This is a genomic window from Comamonas sp. NLF-1-9 (assembly GCF_019195435.1).
Lineage (GTDB): Bacteria > Pseudomonadota > Gammaproteobacteria > Burkholderiales > Burkholderiaceae_C > Comamonas_C.
The window spans coordinates 2,291,741-2,308,600 of sequence record NZ_CP078069.1 but is presented as its reverse complement, the minus strand read 5'-3'; the positions used below and the strand labels follow the sequence as shown (position 1 = coordinate 2,308,600).

Genomic DNA, 16,860 nt, shown 5'->3' with positions numbered 1-16,860 from the left:
ACACGGCCCAAACGGCTAGCATCGGCCATGGCCAAGGAAAAAACCCTCTACACCTGCAATGAATGCGGCGCCAGCAGCCCGCGCTGGCTGGGCAAATGCCCGGGCTGCGGCGCCTGGAACACGCTGGTGGAAACCGCGGGCGAAGTCCCCGGCGCGGGCAAGAACCGCCTGAGCGGCGCGCAGTACGCGGGCCTGGCGCCGGCGCAGCAAGTCGTGCCGCTGTCCAGCATCGAAGCGAGCGAAGTCGCGCGCACGGCGACCGGCATCGCCGAGCTGGACCGAGTGCTGGGCGGCGGCATCGTCGAGGGCGGCGTGGCGCTGATCGGGGGCGATCCGGGCATAGGCAAATCCACGCTGCTGCTGCAGGCGCTGGACGCGCTGCAGCGCCTGGGCCTGCCGGTGCTCTACGTGAGCGGCGAAGAAAGCGGCGCGCAGGTGGCGCTGCGCGCGCGCCGCCTGGGCCTGGCGGGCAGCGGCGTGCAGGTGCTGGCCGAAATCCAGCTGGAAAAAATCCTTGCCACCGTCGATGCGGTGCAGCCCGCCGTCTGCGTGATCGACTCCATCCAGACGATGTATTCCGACCAGCTCGCCAGCGCTCCGGGCAGCGTCGCCCAGGTGCGCGAATGCGCGGCCCACCTCACGCGCCTGGCCAAGGCCAGCGGCATCGCGGTGGTGCTGGTCGGCCACGTCACCAAGGAGGGCGCCATCGCCGGCCCGCGCGTGCTCGAGCACATGGTCGACACCGTGCTCTACTTCGAGGGCGACACGCACAGCAGCTTTCGCCTGGTGCGCGCGATCAAGAACCGCTTTGGCGCCGTGAACGAAATCGGCGTCTTCGCGATGACCGAGCACGGCCTCAAGGGCGTATCCAACCCGAGCGCGATCTTCCTGAGCCAGCACAGCGAGCCGGTGCCCGGCTCCTGCGTGCTCGTCACGCTGGAGGGCACGCGCCCGCTGCTGGTGGAAATCCAGGCCTTGGTCGATGGCGGCGGACCCAGTCCGCGGCGGCTGTCCGTGGGGCTCGATCGAGATCGCCTGGCCATGCTGCTGGCCGTGCTGCACCGCCATGCGGGCGTGGCCTGCTTTGACCAGGACGTGTTCGTCAACGCGGTAGGCGGCGTGCGCATCGCCGAGCCCGCGGCCGACCTGGCGGTGCTGCTGGCCATCAGCTCCAGCCTGCGCGCCAAACCCCTGCCCAAGGGCTTCATCGCCTTTGGCGAGGTTGGCCTGGCCGGCGAGGTGCGCCCGGCCCCGCGCGGGCAGGAGCGGCTGAGGGAAGCGGCCAAACTCGGCTTTGCCGTTGCCGTCGTGCCCAAGGCCAACGCACCCAAAAAACCCATCGCCGGCCTGGCCATCCACGCCGTGGACCGCGTGGAGCAGGCGCTGGACGCGGTGCGCGCCCTCAGCTGAGTCATGGCGCTGCGCCGCTTGGCCGCACCGCTGGCGCTGGTTGCGCTGATCGCGCTGTGCTGGCGCGCCTGGGGCTGGCCCGGGCTGCTGGCCGGCGCGGGCGGCGCGCTGCTGTGGCTGCTGCTGCACTTCACGCGGCTGATGCAGGTGCTGCGCCGCGCGGCGGCGCGCCCCGTGGGCACGGTAGCGAGCGCGGTGATGCTGCATTCCCGCTTGCGCCGCGGGGTCAATCTGCTGCATGTGGTAGCCCTTGCGCAGGCCCTGGGCGAGCGCCTGGGCGCCGAGGGCGAGCAGCCCGAGCGCTGGGCCTGGCGCGACGCCAGCGGCGCGCGCGTCGTCTGTGAGTTCAGCGGCGGGCGTCTTGCGCACTGGCAGATCGAGCGCGGGGAAATCCGCGCGGGCCCGAGCGGATCGTAGAATGCCCGGTTATTCTGATTCAGTTTACAGGGGATACAGATGAGTTCCACAGCTCCTTCGCTCGCTGATCGTGACGGAAAGATCTGGATGGATGGTCAGATGGTCGATTGGCGCGACGCCAGGATCCATGTGCTCACCCACACGCTGCACTACGGCTGCGGCGCCTTCGAGGGCGTGCGCGCCTACGACGCCGAGGGCGGCACCGCCATCTTTCGCCTGCAGGAGCACACCCAGCGCCTGTTCAACAGCGCCAAGATCCTGCGCATGCACATCCCCTTCAGCATCGAGCAGGTGAACGAGGCGCAGCGCGAAGTGGTGCGCGCCAACCAGCTCAAGTCCTGCTATCTGCGCCCGCTCATCTGGATAGGCGACAAGAAGCTCGGCGTATCGCCCAAGGGCAACGACATCCACATCATGGTCGCCGCCTGGGCCTGGGGCGCCTACCTGGGTGAAGAGGGCATGAAAAAGGGCATCCGCGTCAAGACCAGCAGCTACACGCGCCATCACGTCAACATCACCATGACGCAGGCCAAGACGGTGAGCAACTACACCAACTCCATCCTGGCCAACATGGAAGCGACCGACGACGGCTACGACGAAGCCATCTTGCTGGACAACGCCGGCTTCGTGAGCGAAGGCTCGGGCGAGAACGTCTACATCGTCAAGGACGGCGTGGTCTATACGCCCGACCTGTCGGCGGGCGCGCTCAACGGCATCACGCGCAACACCGTGCTGCACATCTGCAAGGATCTGGGCATCGAGGTGGTGCAAAAGCGCATCACGCGCGACGAGTGCTACATCGCCGACGAAATGTTCTTCAGCGGCACGGCGGCCGAGATCACCCCGATCCGCGAATACGACCGCCTGCAGATCGGCGCCGGCGCGCGCGGCCCCGTCACCGAGAAGATCCAGTCGGCCTTCTTCGACATCGTGGGCGGGCGCAACGCCAAGTACGCCCACTGGCTCACCCGGGTCTGAACGCCATGCCCGAAACCATCGTCGAACTGCTCGCCAGGGACCTGGACGGCAATGGCGGCATCCACTGCCCCAGCCCCAAGGCCGACATGCAGCTGTGGAACGGCCACCCGCGCGTGTTCCTGGAAATCGCGCGCCAGCACCAAGCCCGCTGCCCCTACTGCGGCACGATCTACCGGCTCAAGGAGGGTGAGGTTTTCAAGGGTGGGCATTGAACGGCTGGCGCCCGCACGGCGCTGGCGCAGGTAGGCCGTGCGCAAGAGCAGGCCGGATTGTGTTCCACAGCTTGCATGCCGACGCTGACGGTTGCCGTCCTGGCCCTCAATGAGGCCCGCTGCATCGCCCGCTGCCTGCGCAGCGCGGCGTTTGCCGATCAGCTGCTGGTGGTCGATGGCGGCAGTACGGACGACACCGTGGAGATCGCGCGATGCCTGGGTGCACAGGTGTACTGCTATCCGGATTGGCAAGGCTTCGCCGTGCAGCGCAACCGGCTGATTGCGCACGCCAGCGGCGACTACATTTTTTTCCTGGATGCCGACGAGACCATGTCGCCCGCGTTTGCTGCGGAACTGCGCGCCATCGTGGCCAGCGGGGATCGAGCGGTCTTCAGCATCCGCTGGCGCTTGGTGGCCTTCGGCCGGGAGCTGCGGCGTTTTCGCGCTGATACACGGGTCGAGCGCCTGTTCCGGCGTGACCAGTTGCGGGAATATGTCGGCGTGGTGCACGAGCAGGCGGTGCTGCGCGAGCCTGGCGTACCGCGCCGTCTGATGCGCGAACGCCTGCTGCATGAAGCACGCCCGAGCGTGCGCATTTCGCTGGAAAAACTGAGGCAGTACGCGCTGCTGGGCGCCGCCAAGCGGGCCGACGGCAGCGCCCAGGGCGGGGTGCTGCGTGGCCTGGCGGCAGGCGGCTGGATGTTTGCACGCATGTATGTGTGGCGCGGCGGCTTTTTGTGCGGCGGTGCCGGCTTTCTCTACTGCTGGTTTCTGGCGCTGGAGGCGTTCTTTCGCTACGCCGCGCTGTACTACGACCGCGATGCCTTGACGTCCGAGGTGGCGCGTTGAGCCAGGAGGGCGAGCGCCGGGCTGCGCAGCTGACGGCGCTGGGCGTGTTCCTGGTACCGGCCCCGGCCCTGTTGTTTCCGTCGGGTTACTCGGTCGGCGCGGTGCTGTTGTTTCTGGCCAGTTTGCTGAGCATCGGTGCATGGGGCCGGTGCCGGCCATCGCTGGCGATGCGCTGGTGGATCGCCAGCGTGGTCTGCATGGGGCTGGTCTGGACCATGGATATCAACGCTCTGCGAGGCTGGGCGAGCGCCGACAGACCTGCCAAGTACCTGCTCGTCCTGCCTTGTTTTGTGCAACTGTGCCTCTACCCTGCGCCGGCCGGCGTGCTGCGGCTGGGCGTAGCGGCAGGCGCCATCGGCGGCGGATCCCTGGCCTTGTTCCAGAATCTGGTCGAGCGCAGTCCGCGTGTGGACGGCTTCATGAACGCCATCCAGTTTGGCGATTTGAGCATGCTGCTGGGCTGCATCTGCGCTCTGTGGCTGGCCATCGGTGGCGGTCGCTGGCGCTGGCAGACCCGGCTCTTGCTGGCGGTCGCAGCCTGCCTCGGGGTGCTGGGCTCGGTGCTGTCGCTGTCGCGCGGCGGCTGGCTGGCCGGGGTGCTGTCCTTGCCGCTGTGGCTGTGGCTGTTGGCGCGTGGGCACAGCCACCGACGGATGTGGCGTGCGTTGGCGGCGTTGAGCCTCATGGGCCTGTTGATCGGCTGGTACCAGGGGCCCGAAGTGGCGCAGCGCTGGAGCATTGCGATCCAGGAAGGCGATGCCTATCGCGAAGGCATTCCTGCGTCGATCAATACCTCGTCAGGTCAGCGTCTGGAGCAATGGCGGCTCGCGCTGGAGATGGGCCGGGACCGGCCTTGGCTGGGCTGGCGCGGGCAGTACAGCGCCGAAAAGGCCAGGCGGGTGCAGGCAGGGCAGGCGGATCCCACCGTGCTCCGGTTCGACCATGCGCACAACGAAATACTGGACATGTTTGCCAAGCGGGGCTTGGTCGGTGTGGCCGCGCTGCTGTTTTTCTATCTGGTGCCCCTGCTGGTGTTCTGGCCCAGACGGCCTGGGTCCGAGGCCCGATGGCCGGCGCGAGACCAGGGCGACTTTGCACTGCGCCTGGCCGGTCTGGCGATTCCGGTGCTGTATATCGGCTTTGGCCTGACGCAGGTCTTTTTTGCGCACAACAGCGGCAATCTGTTCTACCTGCTCATGGTGACCCTGTTCATGACGGCTTTGCAGCAGCGCCGTGCCGCCGGTGTCAGCGCGCCGGCGGCTGGCTGATTCGCGCCAGCTCTGCAGCCAACTGGCGCACGAGAACGGTAGCCGGCTGCACGCGCACCGCCCCCACCCCCTGCCCGGCCCACAGCGCCATGTGCCCACCATCGCCCGCGGCGGCGGCCGCGCGGCGCACCGGGCCCATCAGCGCATTCTGGATCGGGTAGGCGGGCAGCGCGTCTTCTTCAGGGCCGAGTTCGCGCATCGCCGCGTTGACGATGCCGCGCGCCCAGCGCCCGGAAAACACCCGCGTCAGCCGCGTGTCGCTGCCATCGGCCTGCGCCAGCGCCTCACGCCAGGCGGGCACCAGCGCCGACTCCGGGCAGGCGAGGAAGGCCGTGCCCAGCTGCGCCGCCTGCGCGCCCAGCGCCAGCGCCGCCGCGATGCCGCGTCCGTCCATGATGCCGCCGGCCGCGATCACCGGGATGGAGAGGGCATCGACGCATGCGGGCACCAGCGCCATGGTGCCGATCTGGCTCGCCGCCCAGTCGTCCGCGGTCTGCGCGAGAAAGGTGCCGCGGTGCCCGCCGCCCTCGACGCCGCTGGCGACCACGGCGTCCGCGCCGACGTTCTGCCAGGCGAGCGCCTCCGCCACCGTCGTGGCGGTGCCGGCGACAAGGCAGCCCGCGCGATGCAGTTGCTCGACCTGCGTGCCCGAGAGCAGGCCGAAGGTGAAGCTGGCGACGGCTGGCTTGAGTTCGAGCAAGGCGTCCCACTGCGCGCCAAAGTCCTGGCACCAGCGCGCGGGCGGCTCAAGCGGCAGACCAAAGCGCGCGTACAGCGGCGCCAGGCGCTTCAGCGCCGCCTGCACCTGGGCCGGGTCGGGCGCGGGCGTTTGAAGCACGAAGAGGTTCATCGCGAAGGGCCGGTCGGTCGCCGCACGCACTTCAGCCGCCGCCTCGCGCATCGCGGCGGGTGAGCGCGCGCCGCAGCCCAGCGACCCCAAGCCCCCGGCGCGCGAGACGGCCGCCGCAAGCTGCGGCGTGTCCGAGCCCGTCATGGGCGCCTGGATGATGGGATGCGTGATGCCTATGCGTTGCAGCAGGTGCGGTGTAGCCGTCATGGTTCGGGTCTCTGGCGGGTCTTGGTATGCGATGATTTCCGCTGCCATCTTACGGCGCCGCCCGCTCCTTCATGTCCGCCTTGCCTCTTGCATCCCCCGCCCCGCGCTGGCGCCAGCGCCATGCGGCCTTGGCACGGGCGCGGCTGGGCCCCATCGTCACCGCCGCCGTCCTGGCGCTGGTGCGCAAGGGTGCGCGATGACGCGGCTGGCGCGTCATGGCGACCCGATCGCCGCGATCGCCACGGCGCCCGGACGCGGCGCGGTAGGCATCGTGCGCGTGTCCGGCCAGGGCCTGGCGGAATTTGTGCGCACGCTGCTCGGGCGCGCGCCGCGCCCACGCCAGGCGCATTACCTGCCCTTCCCCGATGCGCGCGGCGAGGCCATAGACCGGGGCCTGGCGCTGTGGTTTCCTGCGCCGCACAGCTACACCGGCGAGGACGTGCTGGAGTTGCAGGCGCATGGCGGACCGGTGGTGCTGCAGCTGCTGCTCGCGCGCTGCCTGGAAGTGGCGCAAGACGTGCTGCCGCGCCTGCGCCTGGCCGAGCCGGGTGAATTCACCGAGCGCGCCTTCCTCAACGACAAGCTCGACCTGGCGCAGGCCGAGGCGGTGGCCGACCTGATCGACGCCAGCACCGAGACGGCGGCGCGCAGCGCGGCGCGATCGCTCTCGGGCGCGTTCTCGCGCGAGGTCGAGACGCTGCGCGAGGCGCTCGTGCAGTTGCGCATGCTGGTCGAGGCGACGCTGGATTTTCCTGAGGAAGAAATCGACTTCTTGCGCAAGGCGGACGCGCGCGGACAGCTATCAAATTTGCAGGATCAAGTGGCTGTGGTGCTGGGCCACGCACGCCAGGGCGCGCTGCTGCGCGAGGGCATTACCGTGGTCATCGCCGGGCAGCCCAACGTCGGCAAGAGTTCGCTGCTCAACGCCCTGGCCGGGGCGGAGCTGGCCATCGTCACGCCGATCGCCGGCACCACGCGCGACACCGTGCGCCAGACCATACAGATCGAGGGCGTGCCGCTGCACGTGATCGACACCGCCGGCCTGCGCGAGAGCAGCGACGAGGTCGAGCGCATCGGCATCGCGCGCGCCTGGCAGCAGATTCGCGAGGCCGATGCACTGCTGTTCCTGCACGACCTCACGCGCAGCGGCGACGCAGACTACGAGCGCGCCCAGGCGCAGCTCGCGGCCGAGCTGCTGCAGGGCCCGGCGCGCGGTCCCGGCGTGATCGAGGTCTGGAACAAGGTCGATGCCGCCCCCGAGGCCGCGCTGCAGTGCGCCGGCGCCGGCGTGGTGCTTTCGGCGCGCACCGGCCAGGGGCTGGCCGATTTGCGCCGGGCGCTGCTGCAGACCGTGGGCTGGCAGGCCGCGCCCGAAGGCGTGTTCATCGCGCGCGAGCGCCACTTGCAGGCCTTGCGCGTACTGCAGCAGCACCTGCACCAGGCGCTGCAATGGCTCGATGCGCCCGAGCCCGCGCTCGACCTGCTGGCCGAAGAGCTGCGCCTGGCCCAGCAGGCGCTGGGCGCGATCACCGGGGAGTTCACCGCCGACGATTTGCTCGGCACGATTTTTTCGCGTTTTTGCATCGGCAAGTAGGCGCGCCGGCCGCTGCGGGCTGTCGTGCCGGCGCGACGCGCGTACCGCTGGGCGGCCGTGTGCAGCGCTTTCGCTTGCCAGAGCGGCGCAGTCGCGTTACCTTGTGGAGCCATGCCCAGCGAGCCCTATTCCCCGACAACCATAGACCAGCTTCAGGGGCTGGTGAGCGCGATCCAGCAGGCGCCCGAGGGCGACAGTCTGGGCGGCGCGGTCAGCGCTGCCCAGTGGGCGCTGGTCGCGCCCTATCTGCAGCCGCTGGAGCTGGGATCGGGCCAGGTGCTGTTTGACCAGGGCAGCACCGACCGTTCGCTCTACCTGATCGAAAGCGGCTCGCTGAGCGTGCACTACCAGGATGCGAAGCAGCGCGTGCGCCTGGCCATCGTCGGCAGCGGCTCGGTGGTGGGCGAGGGGGCGTTCTTTTCGCACCGGGCACGCAGTGCCACGGTGCAATCCAATGGCGTGAGCCGACTGTGGGGCCTGACGCCCTTGCGTTTCGGCGAATTGTCCAACCGCCAGCCGACCGCAGCCCTGGCGCTGGTCATGGCCGTCGGCGGCGTGCTGGCCAAGCGCCTGGCGAACCGGCGTCTGCGGGTGGCTGCAACTTGATTGGTTACAGGCGGGTCGGACGTTAAACTGCGCCGCTGCCGGCCCATACGTTTTCAGAGGTAAGCATGTCGCTGCTGAGTTGGCTTTTTCCGTCCAAACCCAAGGCTGCGGTGCGCAATGCGTCGCCTGCCGCGCAGGCCGGGGCCGAGCCTGCGGCCCATGAACGCACCCAGCGGCGCGAGCATCTGTACCTGGCGGTGCGCGACGCCATGGTGCGCTCGGCGGTGCTCTCCTCGGGCTACAAGTTCAAGGTGCTCTCGCTGGACGCCGAAGGGCGCCAGTTCCTCGTGATGATCGACATCGCCCCCGGCTACGGAGCCGACACCGCGCGCCAGGGGCAGATGGAAGAACTGCTGGTGCGCACCGCCAAGACGCGCTTTCACGTCGAGGTGTCGGCGGTCTACTGGCGTTTGAACCCGGCGCTGACGGGGCCAGACCGGCCGCTGGTGGTCACGCCTGCAGTGGCCATGGCGCCGGAACCCGCGCCGGCTGCGGCCCAGGCGGCGGCTGCTGCGGTGGCGACACCCGCGCCCGCGCCGCTGGCGCCTCCCGCCGCCGAACCCGCCTCCGAGGACGAGGCCGACTTCGAGCCGATCGCACCGGACGAGGTCGAGGCTTTCAAGCAGGCGCTGCGCAAGGCGGCGCCAGCGCCCGCGCCCGTGGCACCGCCCAGGGTCCAGGCGGGCCGCCGCGAAGGCAGCGCTGCGGCCGACGGCTTCGTCGATACCTTGATTGTCGACGAGGAAGAGCGCGCATCGCGCCTGGGCGCAACCCAGTACGGCGAGCTGCGCTGAGCGCGGCCCGCTCAGTTCGCGCCGAAGTCCACCAGCGTAAACAGCGCCAGACCGGCGTCGCGCAGGCGCTGCGAGCCCCCGAGCTCGGGCAGATCCACGATGGCGGCGCCCTCGAAGACCTCGGCGCCGAGCTTTTCCAGCAGCTTCTTGCCGGCCATCATGGTGCCGCCGGTGGCAATCAGATCGTCTACCAGCAGCACGCGGTCGCCGGGCCGCACCGCGTCGGCATGCAGCTCGACGGTGGCGCTGCCGTACTCCAGCTCGTAGGTTTCCTGCACCGTGGTGAAAGGCAGCTTGCCCTTCTTGCGTATCGGCACGAAGCCCAGCCCCAGCTCGTAGGCCAGCACCGAGCCGATGATGAAACCGCGCGCGTCCAGGCCCGCGACCACGTCGGGGCGCTGGGTGCGCTCCATGTAGCGGTGCACGAAGGTGTCGATCAGCACGCGAAAGACGCGCGGATCCTGCAGCAGCGGCGTGATGTCGCGAAACTGCACGCCCGGCGCCGGCCAGTCGGGCACGGTGCGGATGTGGGAGCGCAGGTAGTCGGTGATGTTGGGCGTGGGCATGATGGCTTGGGTGTTGGGCGGCGGGCCGGCCGGCGTGGTGGCTCGGGCAGGCGCTATTGTGCGATGCCGCGCCGATAGAATTTGCCCATGACACCCGCCAGCGACACCTTGCCGGCCGACGCCGCGCGCATTCTGCGGCTCGGGCGCGAGGCCTGCGCGATCGAGGCACTCGCGCTCGAGCAGATGGGCCAGCGCCTGGGCGAGCCCTTCGTCTCTGCGGTACAGCAGATCCTGGCCACGCGCGGGCGGGTCGTGGTCATGGGCATGGGCAAGAGCGGGCATGTCGGGCGCAAGATCGCCGCCACGCTCGCCTCCACCGGCACGCCGGCCTTCTTCGTGCATCCGGCCGAGGCCAGCCATGGCGACCTGGGCATGGTCACGGCAGACGATCTGGTGCTTGCGCTGTCCTACAGCGGCGAGAGCAACGAGATCACGCTGCTGCTGCCGGTGCTCAAGCGCCAGGGCGTGCCGCTGGTGGCGCTCACCGGCGGTCTGCAGTCCTCGCTCGCGCGCCATGCAGACATCGTGCTGGACTGCAGCGTGCAGCGCGAGGCCTGCCCGCTCAACCTCGCGCCCACGGCCAGCACCACGGCGCAGATCGCCATGGGCGACGCGCTGGCCGTGGCACTGCTGGATGCGCGGGGTTTTCGCTCGGAAGACTTTGCGCGTTCGCACCCCGGCGGCGCGCTGGGCCGGCGGCTGCTCACGCTGGTGCGCGACGTCATGCGCACGGGCGAGCAGGTGCCGCGCGTGCCGCCGCACGCCGACTTCAGCACGCTGATGCGCGAGATGAGCGCCAAGGCCGTCGGCGCAGCCGCCATAGTCGATGCCGATGGCGCGCCCCTGGGCATCTTCACCGACGGCGACCTGCGCCGGCGCATCGAAGCCGGCGCCGACCTGCTGCATCTGCATGCCGCTCAGCTCATGCACCCGGCGCCGCGTACCATCGCCAGCACCGCGCTGGCGGCCGACGCTGCCCAGCTCATGGAGCAGCACCACATCACCAGCGTGCTGGTGGTCGATGCCCAAGGCGCGCTGGCAGGCATCGTGCACATCGGCGATCTGCTGCGCGCCAAGGTCATCTGATGGCCGAGCCGCTGCCGCCGCTGCTGCCCGCAACCCGGTTTGCGCCGCAACTGCTGCTGCGCGCGCAGCCGGTGCGCGCGCTCATTCTCGACGTCGATGGCGTACTCACCGACGGCGGCCTGTACTTTTCCGGCGAAGGCGAGGTGCTCAAGCGTTTCGATTCGCTGGACGGCCACGGCCTCAAGCTGCTGCAGCAAGCCGGCATCACGCCGATGGTGGTGAGCGGCCGCGACGCGCCGGCGCTGCGCGTGCGTCTGGCGGCGCTGGGCATCGCGCACCAGCGCCTGGGGGTGCAAGCCAAACTGCCCGCGGCGCAGGCCCTGCTGGCCGAACTCGGCCTGGACTGGCCGGAGGTGGCGGTGATCGGCGACGACTGGCCAGACCTGCCCCTGTTGCGCCGCGCCCAGCTTGCCTGCGCGCCGGCCCAGGCACATCTGCAGGTGCAAGCGCTCGCGCATTACCGCACGCTTGCCACGGGCGGACACGGTGCGGTGCGCGAGCTGTGCGACCTGCTGCTGACCGCGGGCGGCCATTACGCGCGCCTGCTCGCCGAGCTGCCATGAAGGCGCTGAGCTGGCCGCGCGCGTGGGAGCGCATCACGCTGTACCTGCCGCTGAGCCTCATGGGTTTGCTGGCCCTGGGCACCTGGTGGCTGGTGCGCAACGCCCCCGAGGCGCTGCCGGCACAGACCCCGAGCGCGCCGCGCCATGAAGCGGACTACTACATGCGCGACTTTGCGGTGCGCTCCTTCGACGCCCAGGGGCAATTGCAAAGCGTGATCAAAGGCGGGCTGGCGCGCCATTTTCCCGACACCGACACGCTGGAGATCGAGCAGGTGAACATCCGCTCTACCAGCGCCGACGGCCGGGTCATGACGGCTACCGCGCAGCGTGGCCTGAGCAATGCCGACGGCTCCGAGGTGAGCCTGCTCGGCGATGCGGTGGTCGAGCGCAGCGCGCCAGCCGCGCCGGGGCAGCGCGACAGGCCGGCGCTGCGCCTGGAAGGCCAGGCGTTGCATGCCTGGGTCGAGCAGGAGCGGGTGCAATCGCGCGAGCCGGTCACGCTGATCCAGGGCGGCGACCGGGTAACGGCCGATACCATGGACTACGACAACAAGGCCGGCATCCTCAAGATGGATGGCAACGTGCGCGGCCTGGTGCAGCCGCGGCCTGCCAAAGGCGCGCGGCGATGAAGCCGGCGGCGCCCCTGGTGTTCATCACCGGCGCCTCCAGCGGCATCGGCCAGGCGCTGGCAGAGCGCTATCTGGCCGACGGCTGGCGCCTGGCGCTGGTGGCACGCCGCGGCGAAGCGCTGCAGGCCTGGCGCCAGGCAGCGGGCGTCGGACCCGAGCGCTGCAGCCTGCATGTGGCCGACGTCACCGACGCCGCGGCCATGGCCCGGGCGGCGCAGGACTGTCTGCAGCATCAGGGCTTGCCCGAGGTGGTGATCGCCAACGCCGGCATCAGCATAGGCATGGATCCGGCAGAGGCGGAGGACCTGGGGGTGCTGCAGCAGCTCCTGGCGACCAATGTCGCTGGTCTGGCGGCCACGCTGCAGCCCTTTGTCACGCCCATGGTGCAACGCGGGCATGGGCGCCTGGTGGGGGTGGCCAGCGTCGCCGGTGTGCGCGGCCTGCCCGGGCATGCGGCGTACTGCGCGAGCAAGGCGGCGGTCATCAGTTACTGCGAGAGCCTGCGCAGCCAGCTCGCCGGCAGCGGCGTGCGTGTACTCACGCTCTGCCCGGGCTTCGTGGCGACGCCGCTGACCGCGCGCAATCGCTATGCCATGCCGTTCTTGCTCGATGCGCCGGAATTTGCCCTGCGCGCGCGCCGCGCGATCGCCGGGCGCGCGAGCTATTGCGTCATCCCCTGGCAGATGGGCTTGCTCGCGCGGCTCTTGCCGCTGCTGCCCAACCGGGTGTTCGACCGCCTGATGGCGGCCCAGCCGCGCAAGCGGCGCGCGGGCGAGTAGGCCTCAACGTCCTTTTGTCCGCGCACTTTGTCCAGACAGCAAAAAGGCTCCCGCAGGAGCCTTTGCAAGCAGGGCGAGCGGCCCGCGCCGCTTCGCCTTGCCACGCAGCGCGGGCGTGGTGTGCCGCGCTCTACGGGTGAATGTCAGACCGGTATCAGTAACCGCCGCCGTCGTAGCCGCCGCGGCCACCGCCGTTGCGTCCACCGCCGCCGTAGGGGCTGCGAAAACCGCCGCCGCCTTCACCGCGGCCGCCACCGAAGCCACCGCCGCCGCTGCGGCCGCCGCCAAAGCCGCCGGAGCGCGGCGGGCGCGGCTCCATCGGACGGGCTTCATTGACCACCAGGCTGCGTCCGCCCAGAGGCTGGCCGTTCATGCCGTTGATGGCCTGCTGCGCCTCGGCGTCGCTGCCCATTTCGACGAAGCCAAAGCCCTTGGAGCGACCGGTGTCGCGCTCCATCATGACCTTGGCGCTGGTGACTGCGCCGAATTGGCCAAAGGCCTGTTGCAGATCTTCGTCGCGCACCGAATAAGGCAGATTGCCGACGTACAGTTTGTTGCCCATGAAATGGGACTCCTAATAAACAAAAAATGGAACCACGGAGTCCCGAAACCGCCACCAGTGAATCACCTAAGAAGCCCTATGCGCGAAAACCGACGGATCACCGTAACCTTCTTGGCAGGCGCACGCCCACCAATACGTTACTGTTCTGCAATTCGCGGGGCGGCGCAAGCGGTTTTTTCAGGGAAATCGTGCAATACGCAACACAATCGTGAAAAAACCGCGCCGATTCAGCCTTGCGCCGAGCGGCATACCGCAATGACTTGCGCGCCATAAGCGTCCAGGCGTTTGGCGCCCATGCCGGCAATGCCCGCCAGGTCAGGCAAGGCGCGCGGATTGCGCTCGGCGATCGCGGCAAGCGTCGTGTCCTGAAACACCACGTAGGCGGGCAGGCTGTGCTCGCGCGCGATCTCGGCGCGCCAGGCCTTGAGGTTGATGAAGCGCACCTGGGCCTGGGGGTCGAGCGTGGCCGCAGCCGCCGCCACGCCAGAGCGCCGCGAGCGCCCCTTGCTGCGGGCTGCGGCGCTGGACTGGCGCAGCAGCACCTGTTGTTCGCCGCGCAGCAGCGCCCGCGCCTGGCTGCCCAGGGTCAGCGTGTCAAAGCCGCGCCCGCCGTCGAGCAGCACGCGGTGTACTTCGACCGCGCCCAGCGCGAGCAGCTGGCGCAGCACGGCGCGCAGCTGGCGCTCGCTGTAGTCGCTGCCCACGCCGAAGGTGGACAGCTTTTCGTGAGCAAACTGGCGCACCTTGTCGCTCGCGTGGCCGCGCACGATGTCCATCAGATGCCCCATGCCAAAGCTCAGGCCGCTGGCCTGATGCACGCGGTAGATGGTGGACAGCAGCTTGCGGGCGGCGTCGGTGCCGTCCCAGACGGCGGGCGGGTGCAGGCAGTTGTCGCAATTGCCACAGGGCCCGGAGGCCTCGCCGAAATACTGCAGCAGTCGCTGGCGCCGGCAGTCGGTGGCTTCGGCCAGCGCCAGCAGCGCGTCGAGCTTGCCGCGCAGCACCGCCTTGAACTCCTCGGCCGCCTCGCCCTCGTCGATCATGCGCCGCTGGTTCACCACGTCCTGCAGGCCGTAGATCATCCAGGCGTCGGCTGCCAGGCCGTCGCGCCCGGCGCGCCCGGTTTCCTGGTAATAGCCTTCGATGTTGCGCGGCATGTCTACGTGCGCGACGAAGCGCACGTCCGGCTTGTCTATGCCCATGCCGAAGGCGATGGTCGCCACCATCACGATGCCGTCTTCGCGCAGAAAGCGGTCCTGGTGGCTCTGGCGCAGCTCGGCCGGCATGCCGGCGTGGTAGGGCAGCGCCTCTATGCCCGCCTCGGCCAGCGCCTGGGCCATTTCTTCCACCCGCCGGCGCGACTGGCAGTAGACGATGCCGGCCTCGTGCGCGTGCTCGTGCTCGATGAAGCGCAGCAACTGGGCCAGCGGCTCCTTCTTTTCCTCGACGCGGTAGCGGATGTTGGGCCGGTCAAAACTGCTGATGAACCGGCGTGCGGTCTGCAGCTGCAGCCCGTCGACGATGTCGGCGCGCGTGACGGCATCGGCGGTGGCGGTGAGCGCGATGCGTGGCACGCCGCCATAGCGCCGGGCCAGCAGCGCCAGCTGGCGGTACTCGGGGCGAAAGTCGTGGCCCCACTGGCTCACGCAGTGCGCTTCGTCAATGGCCAGCAGCGCCAGCTGGTCGCGCGCATGCAAGTCGTCCAGCAGCCCGAGGAAGCGCTCGGTCATCACGCGCTCGGGCGCGGCGTACAGCAGCGTGAGCTCGCCCGCGGCCATTTGCTGCTCGACTTTCAGCGTCTGCGGCCAGTCCAGCGTGGAGTTCAGAAAGGCCGCGGCCACGCCCGCCTCGCGCAGCGCCCCCACCTGGTCGTGCATCAGCGCGATCAGCGGCGAGACCACGATGCTGATGCCGCGGCCCGCGCGCTGGCGCGCAATCGCCGGAATCTGATAGCACAGGCTCTTGCCACCGCCCGTGGGCATGAGCACCAGCGCGTCACCGCCCGCAATCACGTGATCGACGATGTCCGCCTGCGGGCCACGGAAAGCCTCGTAGCCGAAAACCTCGTGCAGGATGGAGAGTGAAGAAGGCAAGAAGATACTACCCGAAAGATAGCTGCTGGCGCTTGCTGGACAAGCGTCTGAGCCCGATTTCTTTCAAAAACTCCGATGGGGTCGTGGCGACCCGGCGCGGCGTCTATTGTCCGGCACGCGCGCCGCCTTGCCTTCCTACAATCGCCGCATGACTCTTCCCGCCTATACCCGCGCGCAGCAACTGCCCGAGCTGCTGCGCCAGCGCATCCTGATTCTGGACGGTGCCATGGGCACCATGGTGCAACGCCTGAAACTCACCGAGGCGCAGTTTCGCGGCGAACGCTTCAAGGATTTTCACAAGGACGTCAAGGGCAACAACGAGCTGCTGGTGCTCACGCGCCCGCAGGTGATTGCCGACATCCACGAGGGCTATCTGGCCGCCGGCGCCGACCTGATAGAGACCGACACTTTCGGCGCCACCAGCGTCGCCCAGGCCGACTACGACATGCAGCATCTGGCGCGCGAGATGAACGTGGCCGCCGCCCGGCTGGCGCGCGCCGCCTGCGACAAGTTCTCCACGCCCGAAAAACCGCGCTTCGTCGTCGGCGCGCTCGGCCCCACGCCCAAGACCGCCAGCATCAGCCCCGACGTGAACGACCCCGGCGCGCGCAACATCACCTTCGAAGACCTGCGCGCGGCCTACCACGAGCAGGCCAGCGGCTTGATCGAGGGCGGGGCCGACGTGCTGATGGTCGAGACGATTTTCGACACGCTCAACGCCAAGGCCGCGCTGTTCGCGATCGAGGAGGTGTTTGACGAGACCGGCGAAGTACTGCCGCTCATCATCAGCGGCACCGTCACCGATGCCTCCGGGCGCATTCTCTCGGGCCAGACCGTCACCGCCTTCTGGTACAGCGTGCGCCACGCCAAGCCGCTGGCCGTGGGCTTGAACTGCGCGCTGGGCGCGGCGCTGATGCGCCCCTACATCCAGGAACTCAGCAAGGCGGCGCCCGAGACCTTCATCAGCTGCTACCCCAACGCCGGCCTGCCCAACCCCATGAGCGACACCGGCTTTGACGAAACCCCGGACGTCACCAGCCGCCTGCTGCACGAATTTGCCGCCGAGGGCCTGGTGAACATTGTCGGCGGCTGCTGCGGCACCACGCCCGAGCACATCCAGGCCATCGCCCAGGCAGTGGCGCCCGTGGCCACGCGCAAGCTGTTTTATCCGGCCGAGGCTTGACCTCGTCGGCAAAGGCGCGGACGCATCCGGGAACTGCTGAAAACCGCCTCTTCCAGTCCACCCTGGGGGTGAAGCTGACAAAGCGGCACGACTGCCCGTTTTTCAGGCAATTCGGGAAATGTTCAAGTCTTTCCTGCCCGTTTTCTCGGTTTTTGATCATGCCTGCGTGCCTTGCAGGCGCAAGCCAGGGTCAGCGCGGGTGTCATCGGCGACA

19 protein-coding genes are annotated in these 16,860 nt (G+C 69.1%); 15 read left to right on the top strand and 4 right to left on the bottom strand.

Going from position 1 to position 16,860, the window contains the following annotated elements; translation table 11 throughout:
* The first annotated feature begins 27 nt into the window (after nucleotides 1-27).
* From radA to KUD94_RS11045, 6 genes are all read left to right on the top strand, one after another.
* A complete protein-coding gene (radA, locus tag KUD94_RS11070) occupies nucleotides 28-1,410 on the top strand; it encodes a DNA repair protein RadA (RefSeq protein ID WP_218237259.1) in 1,383 nt (460 codons plus the stop codon).
* A gap of 3 nt (nucleotides 1,411-1,413) precedes the next feature.
* Nucleotides 1,414-1,827: a glycerate kinase gene (locus KUD94_RS11065; RefSeq protein WP_218237258.1), complete on the top strand. Its 414-nt coding sequence runs from the start codon at nucleotides 1,414-1,416 to the stop codon at nucleotides 1,825-1,827.
* A gap of 39 nt (nucleotides 1,828-1,866) precedes the next feature.
* Entirely contained in the window at nucleotides 1,867-2,805 is a 939-nt protein-coding gene (locus KUD94_RS11060) for a branched-chain amino acid transaminase (protein ID WP_218237257.1), read from the top strand.
* 5 nt (nucleotides 2,806-2,810) lie between these two features.
* Nucleotides 2,811-3,017, top strand: coding sequence for a zinc-finger domain-containing protein (locus KUD94_RS11055; protein ID WP_218237256.1), 207 nt, complete (start codon nucleotides 2,811-2,813; stop codon nucleotides 3,015-3,017).
* Between the two features lie 75 nt (nucleotides 3,018-3,092).
* Entirely contained in the window at nucleotides 3,093-3,866 is a 774-nt protein-coding gene (locus KUD94_RS11050; RefSeq protein ID WP_218237255.1) for a glycosyltransferase family 2 protein, read from the top strand.
* On the top strand, nucleotides 3,863-5,134 hold the full coding sequence (locus KUD94_RS11045; RefSeq protein WP_218237254.1) for an O-antigen ligase: 1,272 nt from the start codon (nucleotides 3,863-3,865) through the stop codon (nucleotides 5,132-5,134). The genes KUD94_RS11050 and KUD94_RS11045 overlap by 4 nt, the downstream gene beginning before the upstream one ends.
* Here the strand turns inward: KUD94_RS11045 and KUD94_RS11040 are convergent.
* Entirely contained in the window at nucleotides 5,112-6,191 is a 1,080-nt protein-coding gene (locus tag KUD94_RS11040) for a nitronate monooxygenase family protein (protein ID WP_218237253.1), read from the bottom strand. The two genes, KUD94_RS11045 and KUD94_RS11040, sit on opposite strands and share 23 nt — an antisense overlap.
* Nucleotides 6,192-6,262: 71 nt before the next feature.
* Between KUD94_RS11040 and KUD94_RS14790 the strand changes: the two genes are divergently transcribed.
* The 4 genes from KUD94_RS14790 to KUD94_RS11025 all read left to right on the top strand — a co-directional run bounded on the left by KUD94_RS14790 (nucleotide 6,263) and on the right by KUD94_RS11025 (nucleotide 9,185).
* A complete protein-coding gene (locus KUD94_RS14790; protein ID WP_255568737.1) occupies nucleotides 6,263-6,391 on the top strand; it encodes a hypothetical protein in 129 nt (42 codons plus the stop codon).
* Entirely contained in the window at nucleotides 6,388-7,785 is a 1,398-nt protein-coding gene (mnmE, locus tag KUD94_RS11035; RefSeq protein WP_218237252.1) for a tRNA uridine-5-carboxymethylaminomethyl(34) synthesis GTPase MnmE, read from the top strand. The genes KUD94_RS14790 and mnmE overlap by 4 nt, the downstream gene beginning before the upstream one ends.
* Nucleotides 7,786-7,896: 111 nt before the next feature.
* The gene (locus KUD94_RS11030; RefSeq protein ID WP_218237251.1) at nucleotides 7,897-8,391 is read left to right on the top strand and encodes a Crp/Fnr family transcriptional regulator; all 495 of its coding nucleotides are present in this window, start codon (nucleotides 7,897-7,899) and stop codon (nucleotides 8,389-8,391) included.
* A gap of 65 nt (nucleotides 8,392-8,456) precedes the next feature.
* Nucleotides 8,457-9,185: a hypothetical protein gene (locus KUD94_RS11025; RefSeq protein ID WP_218237250.1), complete on the top strand. Its 729-nt coding sequence runs from the start codon at nucleotides 8,457-8,459 to the stop codon at nucleotides 9,183-9,185.
* Between the two features lie 11 nt (nucleotides 9,186-9,196).
* Here the strand turns inward: KUD94_RS11025 and KUD94_RS11020 are convergent, their stop codons facing one another.
* On the bottom strand, nucleotides 9,197-9,751 hold the full coding sequence (locus tag KUD94_RS11020; RefSeq protein ID WP_218237249.1) for an adenine phosphoribosyltransferase: 555 nt from the start codon (nucleotides 9,749-9,751) through the stop codon (nucleotides 9,197-9,199).
* An 87-nt stretch (nucleotides 9,752-9,838) separates the two neighbouring features.
* Here KUD94_RS11020 and KUD94_RS11015 point away from each other — a divergent pair, with 87 nt between their 5' ends.
* Genes KUD94_RS11015 through KUD94_RS11000 form a run of 4 tightly spaced genes read left to right on the top strand, consistent with a single transcriptional unit; the run spans nucleotide 9,839 to nucleotide 12,808 of the window.
* Complete coding sequence (locus tag KUD94_RS11015; RefSeq protein ID WP_218237248.1) at nucleotides 9,839-10,837, top strand: SIS domain-containing protein; 999 nt, start codon at nucleotides 9,839-9,841, stop codon at nucleotides 10,835-10,837.
* Entirely contained in the window at nucleotides 10,837-11,400 is a 564-nt protein-coding gene (locus tag KUD94_RS11010; RefSeq protein ID WP_218237247.1) for an HAD family hydrolase, read from the top strand. The genes KUD94_RS11015 and KUD94_RS11010 overlap by 1 nt, the downstream gene beginning before the upstream one ends.
* Entirely contained in the window at nucleotides 11,397-12,029 is a 633-nt protein-coding gene (lptC, locus tag KUD94_RS11005) for an LPS export ABC transporter periplasmic protein LptC (protein WP_218237246.1), read from the top strand. The genes KUD94_RS11010 and lptC overlap by 4 nt, the downstream gene beginning before the upstream one ends.
* Nucleotides 12,026-12,808 carry an SDR family oxidoreductase gene (locus KUD94_RS11000; RefSeq protein ID WP_218237245.1) on the top strand — a complete coding sequence of 261 codons (783 nt, stop codon included), beginning with the start codon at nucleotides 12,026-12,028 and terminating at the stop codon, nucleotides 12,806-12,808. Before lptC ends, KUD94_RS11000 begins: the two co-directional genes overlap by 4 nt.
* Nucleotides 12,809-12,962: 154 nt before the next feature.
* Here KUD94_RS11000 and KUD94_RS10995 read toward each other — a convergent pair whose 3' ends face one another.
* A complete protein-coding gene (locus KUD94_RS10995; protein ID WP_146912579.1) occupies nucleotides 12,963-13,370 on the bottom strand; it encodes an RNA-binding protein in 408 nt (135 codons plus the stop codon).
* Nucleotides 13,371-13,597: 227 nt separating this feature from the next.
* Entirely contained in the window at nucleotides 13,598-15,463 is a 1,866-nt protein-coding gene (gene recQ, locus KUD94_RS10990) for a DNA helicase RecQ (protein ID WP_218237244.1), read from the bottom strand.
* Nucleotides 15,464-15,611: 148 nt separating this feature from the next.
* Here recQ and KUD94_RS10985 point away from each other — a divergent pair, with 148 nt between their 5' ends.
* Entirely contained in the window at nucleotides 15,612-16,646 is a 1,035-nt protein-coding gene (locus KUD94_RS10985; protein WP_218237243.1) for a homocysteine S-methyltransferase family protein, read from the top strand.
* The last annotated feature ends 214 nt before the right edge of the window (nucleotides 16,647-16,860 follow it).

Excerpts from the sequence above, each read along its gene's own strand:
- mnmE (WP_218237252.1), top strand. The coding sequence starts at position 6,388 with ATGACGCGGCTGGCGCGTCATGGCGACCCGATCGCCGCGATCGCCACG.
- KUD94_RS11030 (WP_218237251.1), top strand. The coding sequence starts at position 7,897 with ATGCCCAGCGAGCCCTATTCCCCGACAACCATAGACCAGCTTCAGGGG.
- KUD94_RS11065 (WP_218237258.1), top strand. The coding sequence starts at position 1,414 with ATGGCGCTGCGCCGCTTGGCCGCACCGCTGGCGCTGGTTGCGCTGATC.
- lptC (WP_218237246.1), top strand. The coding sequence starts at position 11,397 with ATGAAGGCGCTGAGCTGGCCGCGCGCGTGGGAGCGCATCACGCTGTAC.
- KUD94_RS11000 (WP_218237245.1), top strand. The coding sequence starts at position 12,026 with ATGAAGCCGGCGGCGCCCCTGGTGTTCATCACCGGCGCCTCCAGCGGC.
- KUD94_RS14790 (WP_255568737.1), top strand. The coding sequence starts at position 6,263 with ATGTCCGCCTTGCCTCTTGCATCCCCCGCCCCGCGCTGGCGCCAGCGC.
- KUD94_RS11020 (WP_218237249.1), bottom strand. The coding sequence starts at position 9,751 with ATGCCCACGCCCAACATCACCGACTACCTGCGCTCCCACATCCGCACC.
- KUD94_RS11015 (WP_218237248.1), top strand. The coding sequence starts at position 9,839 with ATGACACCCGCCAGCGACACCTTGCCGGCCGACGCCGCGCGCATTCTG.
- KUD94_RS11010 (WP_218237247.1), top strand. The coding sequence starts at position 10,837 with ATGGCCGAGCCGCTGCCGCCGCTGCTGCCCGCAACCCGGTTTGCGCCG.
- KUD94_RS11040 (WP_218237253.1), bottom strand. The coding sequence starts at position 6,191 with ATGACGGCTACACCGCACCTGCTGCAACGCATAGGCATCACGCATCCC.
- KUD94_RS11025 (WP_218237250.1), top strand. The coding sequence starts at position 8,457 with ATGTCGCTGCTGAGTTGGCTTTTTCCGTCCAAACCCAAGGCTGCGGTG.
- KUD94_RS11050 (WP_218237255.1), top strand. The coding sequence starts at position 3,093 with ATGCCGACGCTGACGGTTGCCGTCCTGGCCCTCAATGAGGCCCGCTGC.
- KUD94_RS11060 (WP_218237257.1), top strand. The coding sequence starts at position 1,867 with ATGAGTTCCACAGCTCCTTCGCTCGCTGATCGTGACGGAAAGATCTGG.
- radA (WP_218237259.1), top strand. The coding sequence starts at position 28 with ATGGCCAAGGAAAAAACCCTCTACACCTGCAATGAATGCGGCGCCAGC.
- KUD94_RS10995 (WP_146912579.1), bottom strand. The coding sequence starts at position 13,370 with ATGGGCAACAAACTGTACGTCGGCAATCTGCCTTATTCGGTGCGCGAC.
- KUD94_RS10985 (WP_218237243.1), top strand. The coding sequence starts at position 15,612 with ATGACTCTTCCCGCCTATACCCGCGCGCAGCAACTGCCCGAGCTGCTG.
- KUD94_RS11055 (WP_218237256.1), top strand. The coding sequence starts at position 2,811 with ATGCCCGAAACCATCGTCGAACTGCTCGCCAGGGACCTGGACGGCAAT.